18 protein-coding genes are annotated in these 23,514 nt (G+C 62.6%); 17 read left to right on the top strand and 1 reads right to left on the bottom strand.

The window, feature by feature from the left end:
• The first annotated feature begins 32 nt into the window (after window positions 1-32).
• Complete coding sequence (locus NVS32_RS01505) at window positions 33-1,061, top strand: XdhC family protein (RefSeq protein WP_118310746.1); 1,029 nt, start codon at window positions 33-35, stop codon at window positions 1,059-1,061.
• Window positions 1,062-1,141: 80 nt separating this feature from the next.
• Here the strand turns inward: NVS32_RS01505 and NVS32_RS01500 are convergent, their stop codons facing one another.
• Window positions 1,142-1,897, bottom strand: a complete 756-nt coding sequence (locus NVS32_RS01500; RefSeq protein ID WP_258498430.1) for a DeoR/GlpR family DNA-binding transcription regulator — start codon at window positions 1,895-1,897, stop codon at window positions 1,142-1,144.
• Window positions 1,898-2,144: 247 nt separating this feature from the next.
• On the opposite strand from NVS32_RS01500, the gene NVS32_RS01495 reads away from it, so the two are divergent.
• From NVS32_RS01495 to NVS32_RS01420, 16 genes are all read left to right on the top strand, one after another.
• Window positions 2,145-4,478: a formate C-acetyltransferase/glycerol dehydratase family glycyl radical enzyme gene (locus NVS32_RS01495; protein WP_258498429.1), complete on the top strand. Its 2,334-nt coding sequence runs from the start codon at window positions 2,145-2,147 to the stop codon at window positions 4,476-4,478.
• 15 nt (window positions 4,479-4,493) lie between these two features.
• Window positions 4,494-5,348, top strand: a complete 855-nt coding sequence (locus NVS32_RS01490) for a glycyl-radical enzyme activating protein (protein ID WP_258498428.1) — start codon at window positions 4,494-4,496, stop codon at window positions 5,346-5,348.
• Between the two features lie 74 nt (window positions 5,349-5,422).
• Window positions 5,423-6,091, top strand: a complete 669-nt coding sequence (locus NVS32_RS01485; RefSeq protein ID WP_258498427.1) for a transaldolase family protein — start codon at window positions 5,423-5,425, stop codon at window positions 6,089-6,091.
• Window positions 6,092-6,400: 309 nt separating this feature from the next.
• On the top strand, window positions 6,401-7,870 hold the full coding sequence (locus NVS32_RS01480; protein ID WP_258498426.1) for an amidohydrolase family protein: 1,470 nt from the start codon (window positions 6,401-6,403) through the stop codon (window positions 7,868-7,870).
• A gap of 195 nt (window positions 7,871-8,065) precedes the next feature.
• Window positions 8,066-9,106 (top strand): BMP family protein, encoded by a 1,041-nt coding sequence (locus tag NVS32_RS01475; protein WP_258498425.1) that lies wholly within the window; start codon window positions 8,066-8,068, stop codon window positions 9,104-9,106.
• A 106-nt stretch (window positions 9,107-9,212) separates the two neighbouring features.
• The gene (locus NVS32_RS01470; RefSeq protein WP_258498424.1) at window positions 9,213-11,555 is read left to right on the top strand and encodes a xanthine dehydrogenase family protein molybdopterin-binding subunit; all 2,343 of its coding nucleotides are present in this window, start codon (window positions 9,213-9,215) and stop codon (window positions 11,553-11,555) included.
• Complete coding sequence (locus tag NVS32_RS01465; RefSeq protein WP_258498423.1) at window positions 11,548-12,081, top strand: (2Fe-2S)-binding protein; 534 nt, start codon at window positions 11,548-11,550, stop codon at window positions 12,079-12,081. Before NVS32_RS01470 ends, NVS32_RS01465 begins: the two co-directional genes overlap by 8 nt.
• Entirely contained in the window at window positions 12,078-13,061 is a 984-nt protein-coding gene (locus NVS32_RS01460; protein ID WP_258498422.1) for an FAD binding domain-containing protein, read from the top strand. Before NVS32_RS01465 ends, NVS32_RS01460 begins: the two co-directional genes overlap by 4 nt.
• Window positions 13,058-14,392 (top strand): amidohydrolase family protein, encoded by a 1,335-nt coding sequence (locus NVS32_RS01455; protein ID WP_258498421.1) that lies wholly within the window; start codon window positions 13,058-13,060, stop codon window positions 14,390-14,392. The genes NVS32_RS01460 and NVS32_RS01455 overlap by 4 nt, the downstream gene beginning before the upstream one ends.
• Before the next feature lies 1 nt (window position 14,393).
• A complete protein-coding gene (locus NVS32_RS01450) occupies window positions 14,394-15,464 on the top strand; it encodes a dihydroorotate dehydrogenase (RefSeq protein WP_258498420.1) in 1,071 nt (356 codons plus the stop codon).
• A 9-nt stretch (window positions 15,465-15,473) separates the two neighbouring features.
• A complete protein-coding gene (locus NVS32_RS01445; protein WP_258498419.1) occupies window positions 15,474-17,744 on the top strand; it encodes a xanthine dehydrogenase family protein molybdopterin-binding subunit in 2,271 nt (756 codons plus the stop codon).
• On the top strand, window positions 17,745-18,386 hold the full coding sequence (locus tag NVS32_RS01440; RefSeq protein ID WP_258498418.1) for a flavodoxin family protein: 642 nt from the start codon (window positions 17,745-17,747) through the stop codon (window positions 18,384-18,386).
• Complete coding sequence (locus tag NVS32_RS01435) at window positions 18,368-18,904, top strand: (2Fe-2S)-binding protein (RefSeq protein WP_258498417.1); 537 nt, start codon at window positions 18,368-18,370, stop codon at window positions 18,902-18,904. Before NVS32_RS01440 ends, NVS32_RS01435 begins: the two co-directional genes overlap by 19 nt.
• Complete coding sequence (locus NVS32_RS01430) at window positions 18,901-21,186, top strand: xanthine dehydrogenase family protein molybdopterin-binding subunit (protein ID WP_258498416.1); 2,286 nt, start codon at window positions 18,901-18,903, stop codon at window positions 21,184-21,186. The genes NVS32_RS01435 and NVS32_RS01430 overlap by 4 nt, the downstream gene beginning before the upstream one ends.
• The gene (locus NVS32_RS01425) at window positions 21,153-22,520 is read left to right on the top strand and encodes an amidohydrolase family protein (protein ID WP_258498415.1); all 1,368 of its coding nucleotides are present in this window, start codon (window positions 21,153-21,155) and stop codon (window positions 22,518-22,520) included. The genes NVS32_RS01430 and NVS32_RS01425 overlap by 34 nt, the downstream gene beginning before the upstream one ends.
• Window positions 22,520-23,440 (top strand): dipeptidase, encoded by a 921-nt coding sequence (locus tag NVS32_RS01420; RefSeq protein ID WP_258498414.1) that lies wholly within the window; start codon window positions 22,520-22,522, stop codon window positions 23,438-23,440. The genes NVS32_RS01425 and NVS32_RS01420 overlap by 1 nt, the downstream gene beginning before the upstream one ends.
• The last annotated feature ends 74 nt before the right edge of the window (window positions 23,441-23,514 follow it).

Below are 23,514 nucleotides of genomic sequence, written 5' to 3'. Positions count from 1 at the left end.
ATGCCAACCAAACGAATGGCAGGTAGAAACCTATGACAGACTCGCACGAGACCCTGCGCGACATCGCGTTTGTAGGACGCCTTCTAAGGGAGGCCGAGGAGGGCCGGGCCTTTGCCCTCGCAAGCATCCTCGCCACACGCGGCTCCATGCCACGTGGCGCGAGCGCGCGCATGGCGCTTCTCGCCGATGGAACCTGGCTGGGCACGATTGGCGGCGGCCGCATAGAGCAGCAGATGCAGGAGAGGTGCCAGCACGTGCTGGCAGGCGAGGAGTCCAACCAGCTGGAGTGGATGACGCACGCCAAGACGGGTATGGCTTGCGGCGGCGACGCCCTGGTGGGCGTTAAGCTGTGGGAGCCTGCGTTTGCCAAGGGCGTGCTGGGTGACCTGCTGGAGCACCTGCGTTCCGACATGCCTTTCGTGATTACTGAGCACTGGGTGGACCTCTCGGACGTGACCCTTGAGCTTACCAACCTCGACGAGCTGCCTCAGGGCGACCCCCGCTCTACCACGGAGACAACCCTCTGGGACGAGGAGAGCAAGACCTACGCAGAGCCTGCCGGTCCCGACCCCATTGCCTACATCTTTGGCGGCGGACACGTTGGCCGCGCCCTCACACCGGTGCTTGCTAGCGTGGGCTTTAGGGTGGTGGTCTTTGACGACCGCGAGGGCGTTGCGGTCTCTGGAGACTTCCCGGCGGCGGAGCGCGTGGTGCTCGGCGACTTCACGAAGCTCGATGAGAAGGTGCAGGTGACGTCGCGCGACTACGTGGTGGTGACCACGCACGGGCACGCATGGGACATCGACGTGCTCGAGCAGGTTGCGCGCGTGCACCCCGCCTATGTGGGCTGCATTGGCAGTAGGGGTAAGGCGGCCTTTGCCCGCAAGACTCTGAAGGAGCGCGGCGTTGATCCCACTTGGGTCGACGAGGGCATTCACCTGCCCATTGGTGACCCCATCCTCGCGGTGACGCCCCCCGAGATCGCCATCTCGATTGCCGCCGAGATGATTCGCTGCCGGGCGGAGCTGCGCCCCGCTTCCGAGCGCCCGCACCAGCATTAGTGAGACAAAGGGACAGTCCCTTTGTCTCATTGGCCCCAAAGCCCTTCTCGGCTTTGGAGCCTTTTGCTGTCCGATGGTACTTAGACCAGTTTGGTGCCGAGCGCCTCGACCTGTTTGCGCAGGGCCGGGGTTGGTTTGTTGGTGATGAAGGCGTCAAAGTCCTCCATCCGCGCGTAGACGTAGTTGCCATCGGTGCTGAGCTTGCGCGCGTCTGCCACGAGGTAGCTGTGGCTCGCGTTGGTGACGACGCGCTTCTTGAGCAGGCCGTCATCCACGTCGAACGTGGTGACTGCATCGTTTTCTAGGTCAACGCTCAGCGCGCCAATGAAGGCCTTGTTAAACCTGATGGGCTCGACCATGGCGAGGGCCGTGGCTCCCAAAAAGCCGTCGAACTCCAGGTTTACGTTGCCGCCCGTGCAGATGGCGGTAACCATGGGGTTTCGCGCCAGGATGCGCAGCACGTCGATCATGTTCGAGACAACCGTGAGCCTCTTGTTCCCGGTGGCGATGAGCTCTGCCAAGGCAATGTTCGTGGTAGAGATATCCAGGAACACGAGGTCGCCGCTTGAGATGTATTCGTATGCCTTCTCGGCAATGATTTTCTTTTCGGCCACATGGGTGTTGAGGCGCTTGCTAACGTCTCGCTCCGGCGCGATGATGGTGCCAATCGCGCCACCGTAGACGCGCTTGAGGAGTCCCTCGCTGTCAAGCAGCTTGAGGTCCTTCCTGATGCAGTCCTCGGTCACGTCAAAGCGCTGCGCAAGGCTCGTGACCGTCACGCGGCCTTCTGCCTTGACGAGGGCGGCTATGGCATCTTGTCGTTCCTTGGCAAACATGGGTACTCCCGTGGCGTGGGTCTTGTCGGCGGACATCCAGTTAATGATACGAAATAAGACAAAACCGGATAAAGACTCTAGGCGTTTGACGACGGCCAAGTTGTATTCGATCACACAGGTTTGAGAATTCCGATTGAATACGATAAATCAATAATAACATCTTGTAGAACAATAATAAACAAGATATAATCGTCGCAGACGGAGGGGGAGGTGCCCCGGCTTACAGGTGCCACACAAGGAGGCCGTGATGCTCACCACCAGGACGCAGCACATTAAGGACAGCCTGTTTGCCCAGCCAAGGCAGATTTCCATGGAACGAGCGACGCTCTTCATGGAGAGCTACAAGGCAACCGAGGGAGAGCCGCCCATCATTCGCAGGGCTAAGGCATTTCGCCACGTGCTCGAGAATCATCAGATTGTGATAGACGAGTGGGACCTGCTTGTGGGCAACAGAAGCGCTACTCCTAGGGCTGGTGTGGTTTCTCCCGAGATGAGCCCCTATTGGATTCTTGATGAGCTCGACGCTTTCCCTGCGCGGCCACAGGACACCTTTGAGATTAGCGAGGAGGACAAGGCGTACTACCGCAACGTCCTCTATCCCTTCTGGCAGGGCCAGACGCTCAATGACTGGTATACCGCCCATCGCGGGGATGACGTGACGGCAGCCGAGAAGGACAAGGTGTTCGCCGTCGCTCAAACAGACAAGGGACAAGGACATATCATCTGCGACTTTGCAGAGGTGCTCACCCGTGGTATCGGCGCGCTCCAGCAGCAAAGTGCAGATCTTCTCGCGCAGAATCCTACAAACAACTTCTACCAAGCCTCGTGCATTTGCATGGATGCGCTGTCTGCCTACATCTCTCGCTACGAGCGTATCGTGCGCTCTGCTGCGGAGGAGGAGGCACCGGCAGATGCTCACGCCACCATCGTGCTTCCCCGGACCCTCGAGCGTACAGCCGAGCTACAGCGTCTGGCCAACATACTTGCGCACATCGCCACCGAGCCCGCACGCGACCTCTACGATGCGCTTCAGCTTGTGTGGATCGTTTCCGTCGCTCTGCAGCACGAGTCAAACGCTAGCTCGCTCTCGCTTGGCCGCATGGACCAGTACCTGTTGCCCTACTACCGTGCCAGCAAGCGCGCGGGCGCCTCTGACGAGAGGATCAGGGAGCTTCTCCAGTGCTTCTACCTCAAGTGCAACACCATCGTGGCAGTGCGCTCCACCGAGTCTGCCCGCTTCTTTGCAGGCTTTCCCATTGGCTATAACCTTGTGGTCGGTGGCGTTGACGCAAGCGGCAACGACGCCTCCAACGAGCTCTCGCTGCTCCTTCTCGATCTTCAGCGCGACACCCGCCTTCCTCAGCCTAACCTGTCGCTGCGCATCCACAAGGGAACTCCGGACAAGCTTCTGCACAAGGCAGCTGAGATAATCCGCCTGGGTGATGGCATGCCGCAGTGCTTCAACGACGAGGTGAATATCCCCGCCTTCGAGAACCGCGGGGTGTCTATCGAGGATTCACGAGACTACGGCGTGGTTGGCTGCGTTGAGCTCTCGATTCCCGGCAGGATGTACGGCCTGCACGACATTTCGATGTTCAACATGCTCAAGTGTCTCGAGATCACCATGCACGCCCACAGGGAGGGCTTTGCCTCGTTTGACGAGCTGGTTCATGCCACCGAGGACACCATTCGCCACTACGTGGGCCTTATGGTTAGGGGCTGCAACACCTGCGACCTTGCCCACCGGGAAACCTCGCCCACGCCATTCCTCTCGACGCTCGTGCACGACTCGCTCGAGAAGGGCGAAGACATCACCGCCGGTGGGGCACGGTACAACCCTTCGGGCGTGCAGGGTGTTGGCACGGCCAACCTCGCGGACTCCCTCTACGTGATCAAGAAGGTAGTCTTCGAGGACAAGACCATAACCTACCAGGACCTTCTTACTGTTCTCGACCGCAACTGGACTGGCGAGGGCGACGAGGTCCTGCGTCAGAGCTTTGTCAACCGCTATCCCAAATACGGCAATGACGTCGACGACGTGGACCTTCTCGGCAGGCGCTTCCTCGAGTTCTACGGCCACTGTGTGGAGACCTACGAGAACCCCCGTGGCGGCAAGTTCCAGCCCGGATCCTACACCGTGAGCGCGCACGTTCCCCTCGGCGCGGTTGTGGGTGCGACGCCAGACGGTAGGCGTGCCGGCGAACAGCTTGCGGACGGCGGTCTTTCTCCCATGGTTGGCAGGGACCAGCATGGTCCAACCGCAAGCCTGCTCTCCGTCTCAAAGCTCGACAACTTCCTCAACTCAAACGGATCGCTGCTCAACGTTAAGTTCTCGCCATCGACGCTGGCTGGCGAGGACGGCCTCCAGAAGCTCATGGCGTACCTGCGCAGCTTCTCGAAGCTTGGGATTCAGCACATCCAGTTCAACGTGGTAGACAGAAAGACGCTGCTTGATGCACAAGCCCATCCCGAGAAGCACAAGAACCTCGTGGTGCGTGTCGCTGGGTACTCGGCGCTCTTTGTGGAGCTCTCGAAGGCGATTCAGGATGACATTATCAACCGCACCGAGCACGTGCTGTAGGCAGGCGAGCAGAGCGTGACCACCGCAACCATCACCAACGTCCAGCGCTTCTCCCTGCACGACGGGGGCGGGATTCGCACGGTCGTCTTTGTGAAGGGTTGCCCCTTCCGTTGCCCCTGGTGCTGCAACCCCGAGAACCTCTCGCCCAAGCCCCAGGAGGTCTGGCACAGGAGCCTGTGCATCAGGTGCTCCATGAGGTCGGGCGAGTTCTCGGCGGAGGCATGCCCAAAGAGCGCCGCTGAGTGCCCCACGGGTGCCAAGGAGCTTCTGGGGATCGAGCGCAGTGCAGAGGAACTTGCGGAGGAGTGCCAGCGCGACGCTGTCTTCTACGAGGAGTCCGGCGGTGGGGTGACGCTCTCGGGCGGGGAGTGCCTCTCGTACCAGGGGTTTGCTGAGGAGTTTCTCCAGTACTGCAAGGAGCGCGGCATGCGCACGGCAATCGAGACCACACTTGCCGTTCCCCTTGCGGACGCAGAGAAGCTCGTTGCCTGCTGCGACCTCTTTCTTGTCGACTTCAAGATTGCCGACAGGGAGCGGAGCATGGAGACTACGGGCATAGATCCTGACGTGCGTGACAAGAACCTCCGAAGGATTATTGGCCTTGGTGCCAGGGTGGTTGGACGTATGCCGATAATTCCCGGCTTCACCGACAGCCGTGGCAACGTCTCCCAGAATGTGGCGAGCCTGGTTGAGCTTGGCATAACGCGCGTCGACGTGCTCCCGTTCCACCAACTAGGGAAGGGCAAGTACGATGCAGCGGGAATGGATTACGCTCTCAAGGACATGCGACAACTGTCCGTAGACGATATCGAATGGGTTATCCGTCTCTGCGAGTCTGCAGGGCTTCACGCAATGGCAAACGGGGGGTGAGGCTTTCCGCGCAGGCTTCACGCATAGCAAATACCAGGCACATGATGGAATCGACTACAGAAGGATGATGAACAATGGAACTTTTTCTCGACACCGCTGACGCACAGGCGGTCAAGGAGCTGAGCGAGACGCTGACCATCGCCGGCGTCACGACCAACCCCACGATCATCACGCGCTCGGGCAAGACCCTCGAGCGGGTCATCGACGAGATGTGCAAGACCCTTGCCCCCAACCAGAAGAGCTTCTTCCAGGTTATTGCAACGGACTTCGACGGCATCCTCGAGGAGACTCGCAGGATCTGCGCGCTTCGCGAGAACGCCTATGCGAAGATTCCCGTCACGCCGGTTGGCCTTAAGGCCATCAAGGCCGCGAAGGCCGAGGGACTGAATGTTCTGGCAACCGCCATTTACAGTGCTGACCAGGCATTTCTTGCGGCGATGAACGGCGCGGATTACCTTGCGCCCTACGTCAACCGCATGTGCAACTACGGCGACGGTGTGGGTCAGGTAGCTGACCTGGTGAACATGCTCGCCACCAACGGCCTGCCGTCCAAGATTTGCGCTGCGTCCTTCAAGAACACCGAGCAGGTGCACGACATGATCTGCGTGGGCGCCCAGTCTGTGACGGTTGCTCCTGACATCGTCTGGACGATGGTCAAGCACCCCGGTACCGGCATTGCGGTGGAGGAGTTCTCCGCTGCATGGGAGAACTCCTTTGGTCGCAACACCATGTTCAAGGACTAGTGCGTGAGGCAAAGGGACAGTCCCTTTGTCTCATAAGGAAACTATAGTGATGCCGAGAGGGGCGCCCCTGTGGCGCCCCTCGCTTTTGTCTTGAGTGTACTTTGGCACTCATTTGCTGAGGCCAATCGTTGATCTGCCGCCTCACCGCCTCATTGTGAACGGCTTCGTTACGAATGGAGACCATTGGATTTCGCGGTGAATCCGTTCGTGCGGAGCGGCCTATAGTGCGGCCTTGAGAGTCACGGGCCGCAGCGGCCCAAGGGCTACTCCATTGTCCAAACCTCGAGTTGCAGCAGAAGGAGGGGTTTCATGGCGTGCAGGGCTAATGCGTTAGACCGGCAGACGAATGCTTCCATCGAGAAGGGAAAAACCAATCTGCTCTTAACAAACGCGACGATCGTGACGGTCAACGAGACGCGCGACGTTGTCTTCGATGGCGCAATGGCCGTGGTCGACGGCCGCGTCGCCGCCGTGGGACCCTCGAACGAGGTGGAGAAGGCGTGGGGTGGTCCGAGCGCCACCGCCGTCGACCTGGGCGGCAAGGTCGTGTTCCCCGGCTTCGTGAACACCCACAACCACCTCTTCCAGACGCTTCTCAAGGGGCTTGGCGACGACATGGTCCTCAAGGACTGGCTCTCGACCATGACCTTCCCTGCCGCGACCCACCTCACTCCTGACGACTGCCATGCTGCAGCCGTCCTGGGGATTATCGAGGGCATTCGCAGCGGCATGACCTGCGAGCTGGATTACATGTACGCACACCCGCGTACGGGGCTGGACGAGCCTATCCTCCAGGCGATGGACGAGTGCGGGATTCGTGGCGTATTTGGCTACGGTGCGATGGACGCCGGACTGGACTTTGGCGTGGACCCCGGCCTCATCAACAAGAGCGACGACATCATCAAAGAGCTCGATCGGCTGTGCAGCACCTACGATGGTGCCTCGGACGGTCGGCTTCGCGTGTGGGCGGCACCCGCTGCCCTCTGGTCGAACTCCGAGAGCATGCTGCGTGGGCTCTACGAGGTCGTCAACGATCACGGCGATGGCATTACCATCCACGTTTCGGAGACCCCGTTTGATCGCGAGGCAACTGTTGCCGAGCATGGCTGCGCGGGCACTGAGTGCCTCGAGAAGCTGGGCATCGATGGCCCCAACGTGCTGATGGTTCACTGCGTCTGGCTCACGGACGCCGACATAAAGCGTGCAGCGGCTCATGACTACAAGGTCTCGTACAACCCCGTGAGCAACATGTATCTCGCCTCCGGTGTGGCGCCGGTTCCCAAGATGCTTCGCTCGGGGGTCACGGTTGGCCTTGGCGTAGACGGTGCCGCAAGCAACAACGGGCAGGACATGCTCGAACTCATGAAGACGGCCGTACTTCTCCAGAAGGTCGCCGAGAGGGACCCGGTAGCGCTTACTGCCGAGAAGGCCCTCGAGATGGCGACCATCGATGGCGCCCGTGCTCTTGGCTTGGACGACCAGATCGGCTCTCTGGAGCCCGGAAAGCGCGCGGACTTCGTCGTTTTCGACCCCTACGCATCGCCAAAGTCTGTCCCGCTGCACAACCCCGTGTCGGACCTGGTGTACTCGTCTGCGCCTGGCTGCATCACTGACGTGGCGGTTGACGGTCGCTTCCTCCTTCGCGATGGAGAGATCGTCGTTCTCGACGAGTCCGCCGCGTTGAGAGAGGCGCAGCGCTGCGCCGATGACCTCTGCGAGCGCGCTGGTATCACCAATCGTGGCTCTGGCCACGCCTGGACGCTTCCGGCTGGCATGTAGGGGCTGCTCGGTTCTTGTTGTGTATTGGTTCGCGGGGCCATCTGTTTTCGAATGGAAATGACTGCGGCACTTTTGCGTAACGCCGGATGCGCTCCCGCGTAACCCCATGTCCTTAGCATTTCTTGTTGGAGAGGGGCCGTCTTCTACATCCCTGCGGGGCGAAGCGGCCTTTGGGAGCTATGGGAAGGACTTCTCATGTCTGCACAGAACAATGGCGTTACTCGTAGGAACTTCCTCGGCCTCATGGGAATGACGCTTGCTGCAGCGGCGGTCGTTCCTCTCGCCGGCTGCTCTTCCTCGTCGGACGGCGGTGACGCTGCGGCAGATGGTGGGGAGAAGACCCACAAGGCCGCAATGATCATCAACGGGCCGATGAACGACGGCGGTTGGTTTGCCGCCTGCTACGAGGCAATGACCGGCGCCGCATCCGACCTTGGCTGGGACACCGCCTACTCCGAGAACATCGACCAGGCAGACTACGTCACGACGATGCAGAACTACGTAAATGATGGCTTTGACCTCATCCTCCTGCCGGGCCAGGAGTACGAGGACGCCGCAAAGCAGGTTGCGAAGGACAACCCCGACGCCAAGTTCGCCGTGCTCATGGGCACCGATGACAACCTCAGTGGCATCGAGGGCATGTACTACGACGACGCGCAGGTTGGCAAGCTCGCCGGCTGCCTTGCCATGACGCTAACGGCGACCAAGAGCGTGGCCTTCATTGGCGGCCAGGAGCTGGACAACACCCAGGCAAAGCTTGCCGCCTACAAGGAGACCGTCGAGAAGCTCGACCCAAGCGCCCAGGTGGCGAGCGTCTTTGTAGGGTCATTCAGCGACGTCGCGAAGGGCAAGGAGGCCGGCTCGGTGATGTTCAACCAGCAGAACGTCGACGTCCTCTTTGGTGACGCGAATGCCGAAGAGACCGGTGCCATCGAGGCGCTCCACGAGGCCGTTGCCGCGGACGGCGTCCAGCGCTACGTCATCGGGCTCTCCAGCGACCTTGGCGGTGCGGATGACGACACCTACGCCAACAGCATCATCCTCGACCACAAGGTGATGTTCGAGGAGGCCATGAAGGACGCGGCAAGCGGCTCGTCCTTTGGCAACAAGGCCATCAAGGGCGACCTCGAGAGCGGTGCCGTGCGCATGGGCACCTTCTCCAACAAGCTGGTCTCCTCGGACAAGCAGTCCGCGTTCAACGACTACGTCACCAAGATTCAGAACGGCGAGATCTAGGAGTTGAGCTGGCTAGGGTAGGCCAGAGATGGGTGGCGTGGGTCCGCCTGCAGGAAAGGCGGCGGGCCCGCCGCGCGCCACACGGGAGAGCATACGAGGGGGATCAATGTCCGTGTCGTCCGCAGACAGAAAGAGGGGCATCGTTGGCCGTTCGGTGCCTCGTGTCGATGGGCGCGAGAAGGTCACCGGTGCCGCTGCATATGCAGATGACCTGCGCATCCCTGGCATGGTGTATGCGGGGTGCCTCCACTCTCGCTCTCCACACGCCACCGTCGAGGTCGATGCCAGCGCGGCCCTTTCGCTGGAGGGGACCCTGGCCGTACTTACCGAGCGGGACTTCCCAAAGCCGCAGAGCATGTACGACTGGTATTACTGCACAAGCCACCCGCGGTTTGTTGGCGACGTGGTTGCGGTTGTTGCGGCTCGCAACCCCCAGGCGCTCGCCCAGGCCCTGTCTTCCGTCAGGGTCACCTACCACGGGCTTCCCGTGGTCTCAACCGTCGAGGCGGCGCTGGCAGCTGATGCACCCCAGGTACGCGAGAAGGGCGTAGGGCTCCTGCCGGATGGCACCCCGGACCCCAATGCGCCAGGCAACGTGTTCCTCGACTCCTACCGGCCCCTTCGCAAGGGGGATGTGGACAAGGGCTTCTCGCGGTCGCGTTGGGTGCACGAGGGCGTCTATCGCACTGGATACGTCGAGCATGCCTACATCGAGCCGGAGAGCGTGACCGCAATTCCCATGGGAGACACCATGGTGATTCGCTCCTGCTCGCAGCAAGGTCACATGCCCCAGCGCTTTGTGGCCGACTGCCTGCAGATTCCCATGGCACGGGTCCGCGCCGAGCAATGCGTGGTCGGCGGGTCGTTCGGCGGGAAGTTCGAGACGGTGGGCCTCATGTGCGGGCGTGCGGCGCTTGTCGCAAAGACGCTCGGACTTCCCTGCAGGATGACCTACTCCCGCGAGGACTCGCTTCTCGAGAGCCCCAAGCGCCACCCATTCACCACCCGGATTCGCATAGGCGCGTCAGAGGATGGGCGCTTCCTGGCATACGAGGCAACCCAGGTTGAGAATGCCGGCGCGTACAACAACCAGGCCCCCTGGATGAACATCCGCGCCAGGGCGCACTCGGCGGGTCCCTATGACATCCCCAATGTGCGCACGGACACATATGCCGTGTTCACGAACAACCCAGTTCCTGGTGCCTTTAGGGGCTATAGCTCTCCTCAAGTCATCTTCTGCAACGAGATGGCAGTCGACGAGCTTGCAGACAAGATGGGGGTCTCCGTCATCGACCTAAAGAGGAAGAACCTCCTGCGCCAGGGCTCTAAAACGGCAACGGGCCAGACCCTCGTGCACCAGACCCTTCTTGTCGACATGATGGACGACATCGTGAGGGAGACGGACTATCGCAAGAAGGACGCGACGTGGCGCTCCCAAGCCGGTCGGCTGAGACGGGGCATTGGCCTTGTGACCAGCTATCGTGGCGTTGCCCTTGGAGGAGAGGGCTGGGACTCGTCCGGCGCCATGCTCACCGCGCTTCCGGACGGCAGCTTCACCCTGCGTGCCGCACTTATGGAGATTGGTCAGGGCTTGAGGACGGTCTACACCCAGATCTGCTCCGAGGCATCGGGGATAGCGTCCCAGGACATCGTGATAGTAGACGTCGACACGTCGGCGATTCCCGACTCGGGGCTCACCGTTGCATCAAGGAGCACGGCACAGGGTGGACAGTCCATACGCATGGCCGGCGAGGCCATGCGCGGAATGCTTCTCGATACGGCCCGCGAGCTCCTCGAAGTTGGGGAAGGCGAGAAGGTCGAGCTTGCAAACAGCGTCTGTTATGTGGCGAATGACCCGTCGAGGAGCGTCACGCTCGCACAGGTGTGCGAGGCACGGTCGTATTCCGGCAAGCCCATGGCCACCTACCAGTGGTATCGACCCCGGGAGCTGAGGAACGATGACTCGACAGGGCAAGGCGAGGCGTTTACGACCTATGCCTATGGATGTTGCGTTGCCGAGGTAACAGTGGACACCCTCACGGGCAAGGTGCGTACCAATCGCGTGAGTTCCTACCATGACGTGGGAAAAGCGATTAACCCAGAGCTCGTCAGAGGGCAAGTGTGCGGCGGCATTCTCATGGGCATCGGATTCGGGCTCACCGAGGAGGTGCGCATGGACCGTGGGAGGATGCTAGACGTCAACCTTGACTCGTACCTGGTTCCCACGGCAGCCGATGCACCCCACATCGACGTGCGGCTCTATGAGTGTGACGACCCAGAGGGGACGTACGGGGCAAAGTGCATCGCCGAGGCGGCTACCGAGATGGTGGGGACTGCCGTTGCACTTGCGGTGAAGCATGCGATTGGGTGCCAGGTGCGCCAACTGCCTCTCACCCCCCAACGGATACTCGGCCTTCTTGACAAGCAGGAGAGGGGGCAGCATGAATAACGATTCCGATTCCGTGCGTGTCCATCTCTGCGTGAACGGTTTGGACCATGACGTGCTGGTCGATCCGGGCGACCGTCTCATTGACGTGCTGAGGGACGACCTTGGTCTCACGGGCACGAAGGAGGGCTGCGGGATTGGCGTTTGCGGTGCATGCACCGTTCTCATAAACGGCAGAGCGGAGAATTCCTGCCTCGTGCCAGCGGCTTCGCTCGATGGCGCATCCGTTACGACCATCGAGGGCCTCTCCCATCGTGGGAACCTGAGCGCTCTCCAGGACTCGTTCCTTCGCCACCACGCCGTTCAGTGCGGATTCTGCACGCCGGGTCTTCTCCTCTCTGCAACCGCCCTGCTTGATGAGGATCCCCATCCCACAGAGGCACGCATACGAGAGGCCCTAAGGGGGAACCTCTGCCGCTGCACGGGATACGAGCAGGTGGTCGAGGCCATACTGGACACTTCGGGCACCGCCGTGGACGAGTCCCCAAGTGTCGTTGTTAACAGGAGCGAGGGAGGCGAGGAGAGATGATCGCAGCCTCCTACGCTTGCCCCAACACGCTCGAGGAGGCCGTCGCCGCCCTTGCCGACCCAGCCGCAATGGTCATTGCCGGTGGGACGGACCTCATGGTGAAGGGGCGCACGCGCAATTCCTATGTGGCCCGCGCCCTCGTGGATGTCACCGGCGTTAACGAGATGCGCGGGGTTACCGTCCATGATGGCCTGCTCGACATCGGGGCGGCAGAGCCCCTTGCGAGCCTCGTCGAGTCAAAAGTGGTGAGGAGCCTCTCGCCAGTGCTCTGGCAGGCGGTGCGCAGCGTCGGGGGCGTCCAGACGCGCAATCGCGCTACGCTCGGCGGCAACCTGGCCAATGCCTGCCCCGCCGCCGACGGAATCTGCGCCTGCGTCGCGCTTGGGGCCCTCATCAAGGTTGTCGGGTCGCAGGGGGAACGCACCATCGATGCGTCGGAGCTGTTCCGCCCCTGTCCCGCCTGCCTCGCGCACGAGGGCATGCTCGTGAGGACCTGCCTCTTTGCCGATCCCCGCGAGAAGAAGACCACGCTTGAGCCGGGTGAGCTCATCGCCCGAGTGCTCGTTCCGCAGCGAGCGGAGGGCGAGCTTGGCTCCTACGTGCGACTATCGACAAATAGGGGAATCGGGCTTGCGAGCGTGACCGCCTCCGCGATCGTGGTGCGTGAACAAGACGGCACGGTGCGCCTCGCGCGCGCGTGCGTTGGTGGCGTACTGCCGGCCCCCCGTGCGCTTGAGGGTTCCGAACTGCCCCTGGTTGGCACCAAGCTCGAGAATGCGGATGTCCTTCGGTGTTCGAAGTCGCTCGGCACGATCATGGACGAGGAGTGCTCGCGCCTTGCCAACGGCTCGTACAAGCGCAGGGTTGCCCCTGTCGTGCTGGGAGACGCCCTCCGCGCCCTTGGCCAGGAAGGCGAGGATGTCCCCGGCGTTCCCGGCCTCCGGCGGATTGCCGTTCCCAGTTGGGAGGAAGACCGATGAAAGCGATAGCCGCCAGCCTCGTGCTGTGCTCTGCCAACAGGGTGGAAGAGGATGCCGCCGTACTTCTGGACGGGAAGACGGTCGCGGGAGTGATTGGGAACGACCGGCTCCCCAACCTCGTCTCGTCTGGAGCGCTCGAGTCCGATGACATCATTGACAGGCGCGGGTGCCTCATCATGCCCGGCCTGGTCAACGCGCACATGCACCAGTACGGCGTGCTCTCGCACGGCATACCGCCGGCGCATGGCGTCACGGGGTTCGAGAGCTTCCTTCTCGACTACTGGTGGCCACGTGTCGAGGATCGCGTGAGGAAGAGGGAGGTGCTGGTTACCAGCCGGGCAACCATGGCGGAGATGCTCCGGAGCGGTACGACCTCCTTCTGCGACATCCTCGAGGCACCCCTCTGCGAGGGGGATACCCTCGTGGAGCAGGGCGAGCAGATCGAGCGCGCGGGGATGCGTGCGGTTGTCTCGCTCGAGAGCTCGGAGCGCGTCGACCACGACAACGGCGAGGCGTGCCTTGGGCAGAACGCGGAGGCCGCACGGCACTTTGCCTCCAGGGAGGCCGGCCTGGTGCGTGGCGCAATCTGCACGCACACGACGTTTACCTGCCCCTCCAAGATGATCGCCCGTGCAGCGGAGCTTGCCCGGGAATGCTCCTGCCTTTACCAGTTCCACCTCTGCGAGAGCCGCTATGAGCTCGAATGGGCAGAGACGCATCTTGGCAAGACCCCGCTCCAGGTTTACTGGGATGCGGATGCCCTGGGGCCGTCCACGCTGGCCGCTCAGTGCGTAAAGCTTGGCGAGGGGGACCTCGGGCTCCTTGCAAGCTCCGGAACCCGCGCCGCGCATCTGCCGATAAGCAACTGCGAGGTGGGTGGCGGCTTTGCTCCGGTGCCCCAGATGCTTCGGACTGGCGTTGCCCCTGGGCTGGGGACCGACGGTTACGTGAACGACATGTTCCAGGTCATGCGGGCGGCGTTTCTCGTCCACAAGGCGGCCTGCGAGACTACCGCCGTCATGGACTCCAGGCAGGTCTTCTCGCTTGCCACGGAGGCGGGGGCCAAGGCCATGGGGCTGTCGCGCGTCGGAAGCATCGAGGACGGGTGGGCGGCAGACCTCGTGACGTATGACATGCGCCAGCAGCCCACCCCCATAAATGCGGAAAACGTCTTCGACCAGCTCGTGGTCTTTGGAAGGGCGGCGAGCGTGCTCGACGTTTGGGTGGCGGGGAGGCCTCTCATGGAGGGCGGCCACCTCCTCACCCTCGACGAGGAGCGCGACAAGGCAGAGCTCAGAGAGTGCGCCAGCGGATTCTGGAAGGGGCTGTGACATGAGGTGCAGGATGTTCGGGCGCGAGGTAGCGTCTCCCATCGTTGTGGGGTCTGGCCCGGCCTCGTTCGATGCGGATGCGATGATCGCCCTTGCGAAGGCCGGCGCAGGCGCGGTGGTGACAAAGACCATCAACCTCGAGGCTGCTCAGAACCCCACGCGCCACATGGTCCAGGCGGGAGCAGGAACGCTCATCAACTGCGAGAAATGGTCTGACTTCCCCATGGGGCGGTGGCTGGACACTGAGCTGCCCAAGGCCGTCGATGCCGGGGTTCCCGTCATCGCAAGCGTTGGCCACACCAAGCAAGACGCCGCGGCCTGCGTAGAGCGCATAGAGGACCTGGGCTGCCTCGCAATCGAGCTCGTCTCGTACGACGAGTCGACGGTTCTCCCCATGCTCGAGGAGACAAGGCGCCGCGTGAGCCTCCCCATCATCGTGAAGCTTTCCCCCAATTCGCCAGACCTCGTGGCCCATGCGCGTCGATGCGTTGACGCTGGGGCAGACGCCCTCACGGCATGCGACTCCATGGGGCCGGCCCTTCTCGTCGACATCGAGACCGGCGCTCCCGTTCTTGGCGGTTCGGACGGCAGGGGCTGGCTCTCTGGTGCGCAGATACTTCCCTTCACGCTCGAGAAGGTCTGCTCGCTTCGTCAGGGCCTTGCGGGCATCGACGTGCCCATCATCGGGCTCGGAGGCGTAACCACGTGCCAGGCGGCAATCCAGATGGCCATGGCTGGCGCCACATACATCGGCGTATGCAGCGCAGCCATCCTCAAGGGCCCGGCATTCGTGACCAAGCTCAATCTGGACGTCGATGCGTGGCTCTCTTCGCACGGCCACGAGAGCCTGGACGAGATCTGCGGAGAGGTGCTTCGTCACCTTCCTCAGAAAGAGGCTTCATACCATATGACATGGGACGAGAAGACCTGCACCCGGTGCGGCCGCTGCGTTAGGTCGTGCCCATACGGCGCCCGCTCCATAGACGAAGAGGGCGTGATGCGCGTGGATGCAGCCAGATGTCGCAGCTGCGGCCTCTGCGTCTCCCTGTGCCGAAGCCTCGGGCTTGCTTAGGGGGCGCGGATGGGCGAGGAACGTGTCATAGGGCAGCCAAGGCCAATTAGGGATGCGGCATCCAAGGTTACGGGACGCAAGGCCTACGTAGGCGACATGTCCCTCCCCGGGATGCTCGTCGGCAAGCTGCTGCTTTCCGATCGCCCGCATGCCCGCGTGCTCAGCGTGGATACGTCCGAGGCGCGCACCATGCCCGGTGTCCATGCGGTCGTCACGTGGGAAGACTGCCCCGATGTCCGCTACAACAGCGCGCAGCGGATGATTGACGCCCAGGTGCCACTCACGGAGAGGGTCCTTGCCAGGGAGGTCCGGCATGTCGGGGACCGTGTGGCGGCGGTGGCCGCAGAGACCGAAGAGCAGGCCATGGCTGCGCTTCGAGCGATCAGGGTCACCTATGAGGACCTGCCTGCCGTTCTGAGCATCGACGAGGCGCTCGCGCCGGGCGCCGAGCCCGTGCACGGCACGAGCAACGTCGTGGGCGTGTTGGAGAAGGGTGACAAGGACATCGAGGCGCATCTGGCGGCCTGCCCGCACGTGGTGTCTGGCTCCTTCTCGACGCCGCCCATCCACCAGGGTGCAATAGAGACCCATTGCGCGATGGCGAACTGGAGCGAGGAGGGCAAGCTTACTGTCATCACGCCCTGCCAGAACTCCTTTGCATACAGGGTCATCCTCGCCCAGATCTTTGGCCTGCCCCTCAACCGGGTCCGAGTCGTGGTGCCCGCCATTGGCGGTGGCTTTGGTGGCAAGCTCGAGATGACCATCGAGCCCGTGGCTGCCCTTCTCAGCCGCAAGGCGAGAAGGCCGGTCAAGATGGTCCTCTCCCGCAAGGAGACGATCATGGCGACGCGCGTTCGTCATGGCTCCCAGTCGAGGGTGCGCATGGGCGTGGACGACCAGGGTAAGCTCTTGGCCATCGACGTGGACTGCGAGACCAACACCGGTGCCTACGCCGGAAGCGCCTTCAACGTTGCCGGCGCGCTCCTCGAGAACCCGTTCCAGCTCTACAAGGCCCCCTACGTCCACGTTCGCGTTCGACCGGTCTACACCAACACGGTCCCAGGCGGTGCGATGAGGGGCTATGGCGGGCCGGAGGTCTACTTTGCCACGGAATGCATGGTGGACAGGGCGGCCCGCGCGATTGGGGCCGATCCCGTCGAGTTCCGTCGCGAGAACATCATCGCGCCAGACTCGCTCAACGAGGAGGGGGTTCCCCGCGGGAACCCGCGTCCGGCAGACTGCCTCGAGCGCGCGAGCGAACTCATTCGCTACGAGGAGGAGCGCCGCGCCAAGAAGCCGGGAGACGATGGGGGCCGCTTTGCGTGGGGCATCGGCGTTGCCGTGGGAAGCCACGGCAATAACTGCCACGGGGTCCATCGTGACGTGGCGAGTCCCATGATCAAGATGAACGAAGACGGGTCCGCCGTGCTGTACACGGGCTCCCACGAGATGGGGAACGACACCCTCGGTACGCAGGCGGCGATTGTCTCTGAGGTAACCGGCGTGCCCCTTGACCAGGTGGGGATTGTTGCCTCGGATACCGATACGGTTCTCTGGCACATAGGGGACTACGCGAGCCGGGGGACCTTTGTCATCTGTGCTGGCGTGAAGCGCGCGGCAGAGCTGATGGCCTGCGAGCTTCGCAGGGAGGCGGCGCCGCTGCTTGGATGCGATTCCTCCGAAGTCGTTCTGCGTGACGGTCGTGCCATGCGGGGCGATGGGGTACCAGAGGTCACGCTTCGTGAGGTGATGATCCACTGCCAGGCGGTTACCGGCCGCGAGCTTTGCGTGCACGTGACCTATGAGGCGCCGCGCGGGGTCTGCTCGTACGGGGCGCACGCGGCCCTCGTTCGCGTGGACAGGCAGACCGGTGAGGTGCGCGTTGAGCGCTACGTTGCTGTTCACGACGTGGGCCATGTGCTCAACCCCCTTATGCTCGAGGGACAGCTCGAGGGCGGCATCGCGATGGGGCTGGGCTATGCGCTCTCGGAGCAGGTGAGCTTTGGGCCAGACGGGCGCCCGGTTCAGCAGACGCTTGGTCGCTGCGGCATGCCGAGGGCAACTGACATGCCGCTCGACCTGCGCACCGACTTTGTCTGCGCAGACGGCGGAGAGCCGGATGGGCCTTGGGGCGCCAAGGCGCTGGGCGAGAGCCCCGTGGTGCCTGTCGCTCCCTGCATTGCCAATGCGGTAAGCGATGCCATTGGAGTGGATATCCACGATTTGCCCATGGACCCAGCACGCGTGCTTGAGGCCATGGGCAGGGGAGAGGAGAGCTAGATGTCTGCCATCAAGATTCTGGGAATCTGCGGAAGCCCACGGAGGAAGAGCGCCTACACGGCGCTCAAGGCAGCACTCGACTCGGCGTCTGCCGCAGATCCCAACGTGGAGTGCGAGCTCGTCGAGCTGCGAGGCAAGAAGTTCAGCCTCTGCGTGCACTGCAACCAGTGTCTGAGGAAGGGGTCCGATCGCTGCACCGTCTTCCAAGATGACATGACGCCGCTCTACGACAAGTTCTACGAGGCAGATGGCGTCATCGTGGCAAGCCCCGTCTACGAGATGAACGTCACCGCGCAGACGGCGGCGTTTTTCGACCGCTTCCGCTCTGCCTGGAAGCGTGGAATCGACGATCCCGAGTTCTTCGTGCGCAAGGTAGGCGCTGGACTGGCGGTTGGCGGAACGCGCAACGGCGGACAAGAGATGACGGTCGATGCCATCAACCACTTCTTCCTTGCGCAGGGAATGACGCTTGTGACTGGAGGCAACGGCATGTACACCGGTGCCATGCTCTGGAACCCGGGTGACGGATCGACGGACATGGACGATCCCGCCGGCATGGAGAACGCGAGGGTCCTCGGGCGCAAGGTTGCCGTTATGGCAAGGGTCATGAAGGAGGCGAACCTGTGGAACCTTCAGGCATGATTCCGGTCACGCTTACCGTGAACGGGCGTGACTACCCGTTGCTGGTCCCTAGGACCGAGCGGCTCCTCTGGACGCTCAGGGAGCGGCTTGGGCTCACGGGTGCCAAGTGCGGCTGCGGTACCAACGACTGCGGCGCCTGCAGGGTCATCGTAGATGGAGTCGCACGCAACTCGTGCGTCCTGCTCACGCGGAACATGGAGGGGAAGAGCATCGAGACGATCGAGGGGCTGTCCGACGGGCTCACGCTCCACCCCATCCAACAGGCCTTCATCGATGCCGGCGCAGTTCAGTGCGGGTTCTGCACGCCTGGCATGATCATGAGCGCAAAGGCGCTGCTCGACTCCAACCCAGACCCAACTGAGGAAGAGGTGCGCGAGGCCATCAAGCCAAACCTCTGCCGCTGTACCGGATACGTCAAGATCGTCGAGGCGGTGCTTCTCGCCGCGCGACGAATGAGGGAGGCCGATGGCGAGAATTCCGCGCACGCCGTCGCTGCAACGGGAGGCGTATCGGCGTGAGCGACGTGCCCAGGGGTCTAGTCGTCGGCAAAGACCAGGCAGTGTACGACGCCCGCCAGAAGGTGACCGGGCGCCTGCGCTACGTGGACGACATGAGCATGCCCGGCATGCTGTACGGGAGGGTGCTGCGGTCCCCGCGGCCCCACGCGCGCATCGTTTTCATCGACGTCTCCAAGGCCAAGGCGGTCCCTGGCGTCCACGCGGTGGTGACGCACCTCGACGCTCCGCGTGTTCGCTTCAACGCAAATGGCGAGGACAGCGACGTCCTCCCGTCCGAGCGAATCCTGGACGACGTGGTGCGCTTCGTTGGCGACAAGGTCGCGGCAGTGGCTGCCGAGACGCCCGAGGAGGCGGAGAGGGCCATCGGGCTCATCGACGTGAAGTACGAGGACCTTCCCGCCTACTTCGATCCGGAGAAGGCTGCGGAGGAGGGGGCCTTCCCCATTCACCCAGAGATTCGCGAGAATGGCAACGTGCTCATCCCCGTGGATAAGTCTGCAGGAGACGTTGATGCCGCGCTCGTCTCGGCGGACCTCGTCGTTGAGGGAAGGTTCGAGGTTCCTGCCATCCACCATGCCGCAATCGAGCCCCATGCCTGCATCGCGAGCTACGACGACTTGGGCAAGCTCACCGTGTGGACCCCCTCGCAGGACGTGTTTGGCCAGCGCGCAAACCTCGCGAAGGCCCTTGAGCTTCCAGAGAGCCGCGTACGGGTGATAAGCCCTGCCATGGGAGGTGGCTTTGGGGGCAAGATCGACCTGGTCTGCGAGCCGGTGGCCAGTCTTCTCTCGATGAAGTGCGGTCGACCTGTCAAGCTCGTGCTTGGCCGGGAGGAGGACATCGTCTCTGGGCCAACGCGCCATGCCGAAGTCATCTATTCGCGCATGGGCTTCATGCGCGACGGCACGATGGTCGCATGTGACTACAAGGTCTTCCTCTCATGCGGCGCCCAATCCGGCGGAAGCATGTCGGTGGCATGGGCGGCGGGTGGCAAGTTCTTCAAGCTCTTCCGAGCCCCCAACCTGCGCTATCGGGCATATCCTGCCTATACCAACAGAAGCAGCGCCGGTGCCATGCGAGGCTTTGGCTCTCCTCAGCTCTTCTACGTGATGGCGTCGCAGATCAACGAGGCAGCCGCTCGCCTTGGCATCGACGCCTGCGACCTCTACCTCAAGAACGTGAACGAGCCCGATGCCATCGACCTTCTCGGCGAGCCCATCGGAAACATGCGCGCCGCCGATTGCATCCGCAGGGGCCGTGACCTCTTTGGCTGGGAGGAGGCCTTGGGAGAGGTAAGGAAATCGAGGGCAGGGCACAGGCGCTACCTCTATGGCTGCGCGTGCAGCGTGTCGCCCCACGGAAGCAGCCTCTTTGGCATCATGCCCGATACCTGCGGCACAACTATCAGGATGAATGGCGACGGTAGCTTCACGCTGCTCACTGGCGTGAGCGACATGGGCAACGGCTCGAACACCACCCAGATGCTCGTGGTGGCAGAGGAGCTGGGCATCCCCCTCGACCACATCTCGCTGGTCAAGACCGATACCGAGACGACGCTCTTCGATGTTGGGGCCTTTGCGAGCAGGGGAACTTACGTGGGCGCCGGCTCCGCACTCGCGTGCGCTAAGCTGGTGGCACAGCGAGTGAGGGAGGAAGCGGCCGAGATCCTCGGGGCGAGCCCGGAGCAGATTGAGCTTCTCGACAATGGCGCCCAGGTCAGAGGCGAGGTGGCTCGCAGGGTGAGCATGCGTCAGGTTGCGGAGAGCGCCCACAGCCACGAGCGCGACATCATCTGCTCCAAGATGTACGGAACGACGGCGGCGCCCATCTCGGCGGGGGCGCATTTCTGCCTCGTCCGCGTTGACTCAACAACCGGGAAGGTGAAGGTCCTTCGCTATGCCGCGGTGCATGACGTGGGCAGACCGCTCAACCCCCTGGGACTCGAGGGGCAGGTCGCAGGAGGCATTCAGATGGGCATTGGCTATGCGCTGTCCGAGGGGCTGGAGCTGGACGAGAACGGCAACATCCCTCACCGCAGGCTGCGCGACTGCCATCTTCTGCGTGCCACAGACATGCCCCGTGACGTGCGCATCGAGTTTCTCGACAGCGCCGAGCACACCGGACCCTTTGGCGCGAAGAGTGTGGGGGAGTGCGGGACGGTGCCGGTTGCCGGGTGCGTTGCCGCGGCCGTGTCCAATGCCGTCGGTCATGAGTTCCGAAGTCTGCCCATCAGGGAGGAGGACGTGCTGTGCGCACTGCGAGAATCGCGAACGCGCGGATAGTGACGCCCGATGGCATCGTTTCGGGCGACGTGACCTTCGAGGCTCCCGAGGAGGCCGGCCACAGTGGTCGCATTCTTGAGGTGGGTCCCTCGACGCTCAACGCCGACCAAACATTTGATGCATGCGGAGCGTGGCTCGTGCCCGGGGGTATCGATGCGCACGTCCACTTTGGTGGTTTTGGAAGCGTCCCCATTGCCGATGGGTTCTACCGGGGGTCTCGGGCTGCCCTGGCGGGTGGGACAACCACCGTTATCGACTTCGTGGAGCCGGACGGCGAGGAGAGCGTCCCGCATGCCATCGAGCGGCGTCGTCGCGACGCCATGACTTCCATGGTCGACTACGTCTTCCGCCTCGTGCTCACCGAGAATTACCGAATGCAGATGGAGCACCTTCCGCTTGCGGAGCGAGCGGGCATCCATGACTTCAAGCTCTTCACCATCTACGACGGGGAGACTCTTCGCGAGGATGACATGCGGTTCATTCTTGGCAAGCTAGCGGATGACCCCCACCGAACCTTCCTCGTTCACGCCGAGGACCCGGATCAGATCGCTCGCCTCCAGGCCGAGCATGGCGATTCCACGGACTTCTTGGAGTTGGCAAGAACGCGGCCTCCCGAGTGCGAGGCGCGCATGGTCCGCATGCTGCGGCACCTTGTCGACGAGACGGGCGCTCGGGTCTGCGTGGCTCACTCCACGACCGCTGCCACCATGGACCTCCTGGAGGGGCCTGTACCAGCACGTGGCGAGTTCGTTGCCGAGACCTGCCCACACTACCTTGCCTTCACCGAGGACTCGCTCAAAGGCAAAGGCGGGTGCCTCTTCACCATGACGCCTCCCCTGCGCGATGCGGGCAACGTCGAGGCGCTCTGGAACAAGGCCCTTGAGGGGCAGCTGATCCTCTCGACGGACCACTGCCCGTACTCTCTGCGCTACAAGCGCGATGCAACGTACCAAACGGTGCCCTGTGGCGTGGATGGCGTCTGGACGCGCATGTCGTGGCTCTATTCGGAGGGGGTCGCAAGTCGTGGCATGGACATGCGGCGCTACGTTCTTCTCACCTCCGAGAACGCGGCTAAGTTCTATGGGCTGTTCCCCCGCAAGGGGGCCATTGTCCCTGGTGCAGACGCGGACCTTGCGGTAATCCAGGATGGCGAGTGGCAGGTTCGCGTGGAGGATGCCCCAGATGCCCTGGATTACACCATCTGGGAGGGCAATCGCCTTCGGGGCAGGGTGGCGAGAACCTATCACGGCGGGCGGCTTGCCTTTGACGGGACGCGCGTTCTGGCTAGGCCGGGTAGCGGCAAGCAAATCGACAAGACGAGGATGGAAGCATAGTGCGGTACTTCGACAATCACGCGGACACGCTTACCGAGCTACCCGAGGGCGAGAGCCTGTACGAGAACCACAACGACGTGGACCTTAGGAGAACGTCTTCATTCGCGGACACATACACCCAGGTCTTCGCCTTGTGGCGGGATATGGCGAGCATCGATTCCAAGCAGGTAGATGAGGAGTTCGAGCGCGTCTATGCCCGTGCCTGCTCGCTTGTGAAAGCTCAAGCGGAGCGCATCGAGCTTGTGAAAGACGCCGAAGGTATGCGCGCTGCCCACGAATCGGGGCGCGCAGCCGCATTTCTCTCACTCGAGGATGCCTCGTTTGCAGGCTCGCATGTTAGTGATGCATACGACATGGGCGTTCGCTTCTGCATGCTCGCGTGGAACTACCAGAACCAGTATGCCTGCGGGGCAGCCTGTGACCAGCGGAGTGGCCTGACGTGTGAGGGGCGAGGCCTGGTTCGCACCCTCGTGGGCCAGGGGATGGTCATGGACGTCTCGCACCTCTCAGATGCCGGGGTGGAAGACCTCCTATCACTTGTGGATGGGCCGATAGTCGCCTCTCACTCCAATGCGCGTGCCGTGCGTGACGTGCCCAGAAACCTTCCGGACGCCTTCATCGCCGAGATTGCGCGTCGCGGTGGCGTCATCGGGCTCAACCTCTTTGCACCCTTCGTTGGGGATGTGCCAACGATCGACGACGTCCTCCGTCACGCGGACCACATCATGGAGGTTGGAGGAGAGGACGTTCTCGTCATGGGAGCGGACTTCGATGGCTGTGACGGCCTCTTCCCGGAAGGCATCAAGGGGGTCCAGTCCATTCCCGTGCTTCGAGCCGCGTTTGCCGACTCCTTTGGAGAAGAGCTTGCCGAGAAGATCCTCTATCAGAACTCGGAGGGCTTCATCGAACGCGTCCTCTAGGGAAGGGCGGAGAAAAAACAAGTGTTGTGCTCCAGATGGCCCATCGTGAGGGACAATGGGCTATCTATGCGTAA

The organism is Tractidigestivibacter montrealensis, assembly GCF_024741235.1.
Classification (GTDB): Bacteria; Actinomycetota; Coriobacteriia; order Coriobacteriales; family Atopobiaceae; genus Tractidigestivibacter; species Tractidigestivibacter montrealensis.
This window is presented reverse-complemented; position numbering and strand designations above follow the sequence as displayed.

Excerpts from the sequence above, each read along its gene's own strand:
- NVS32_RS01480 (WP_258498426.1), top strand. The coding sequence starts at position 6,401 with ATGGCGTGCAGGGCTAATGCGTTAGACCGGCAGACGAATGCTTCCATC.
- NVS32_RS01460 (WP_258498422.1), top strand. The coding sequence starts at position 12,078 with ATGATCGCAGCCTCCTACGCTTGCCCCAACACGCTCGAGGAGGCCGTC.
- NVS32_RS01450 (WP_258498420.1), top strand. The coding sequence starts at position 14,394 with ATGAGGTGCAGGATGTTCGGGCGCGAGGTAGCGTCTCCCATCGTTGTG.
- NVS32_RS01440 (WP_258498418.1), top strand. The coding sequence starts at position 17,745 with ATGTCTGCCATCAAGATTCTGGGAATCTGCGGAAGCCCACGGAGGAAG.
- NVS32_RS01465 (WP_258498423.1), top strand. The coding sequence starts at position 11,548 with ATGAATAACGATTCCGATTCCGTGCGTGTCCATCTCTGCGTGAACGGT.
- NVS32_RS01475 (WP_258498425.1), top strand. The coding sequence starts at position 8,066 with ATGTCTGCACAGAACAATGGCGTTACTCGTAGGAACTTCCTCGGCCTC.
- NVS32_RS01485 (WP_258498427.1), top strand. The coding sequence starts at position 5,423 with ATGGAACTTTTTCTCGACACCGCTGACGCACAGGCGGTCAAGGAGCTG.
- NVS32_RS01495 (WP_258498429.1), top strand. The coding sequence starts at position 2,145 with ATGCTCACCACCAGGACGCAGCACATTAAGGACAGCCTGTTTGCCCAG.
- NVS32_RS01445 (WP_258498419.1), top strand. The coding sequence starts at position 15,474 with ATGGGCGAGGAACGTGTCATAGGGCAGCCAAGGCCAATTAGGGATGCG.
- NVS32_RS01505 (WP_118310746.1), top strand. The coding sequence starts at position 33 with ATGACAGACTCGCACGAGACCCTGCGCGACATCGCGTTTGTAGGACGC.
- NVS32_RS01500 (WP_258498430.1), bottom strand. The coding sequence starts at position 1,897 with ATGTTTGCCAAGGAACGACAAGATGCCATAGCCGCCCTCGTCAAGGCA.
- NVS32_RS01455 (WP_258498421.1), top strand. The coding sequence starts at position 13,058 with ATGAAAGCGATAGCCGCCAGCCTCGTGCTGTGCTCTGCCAACAGGGTG.
- NVS32_RS01470 (WP_258498424.1), top strand. The coding sequence starts at position 9,213 with ATGTCCGTGTCGTCCGCAGACAGAAAGAGGGGCATCGTTGGCCGTTCG.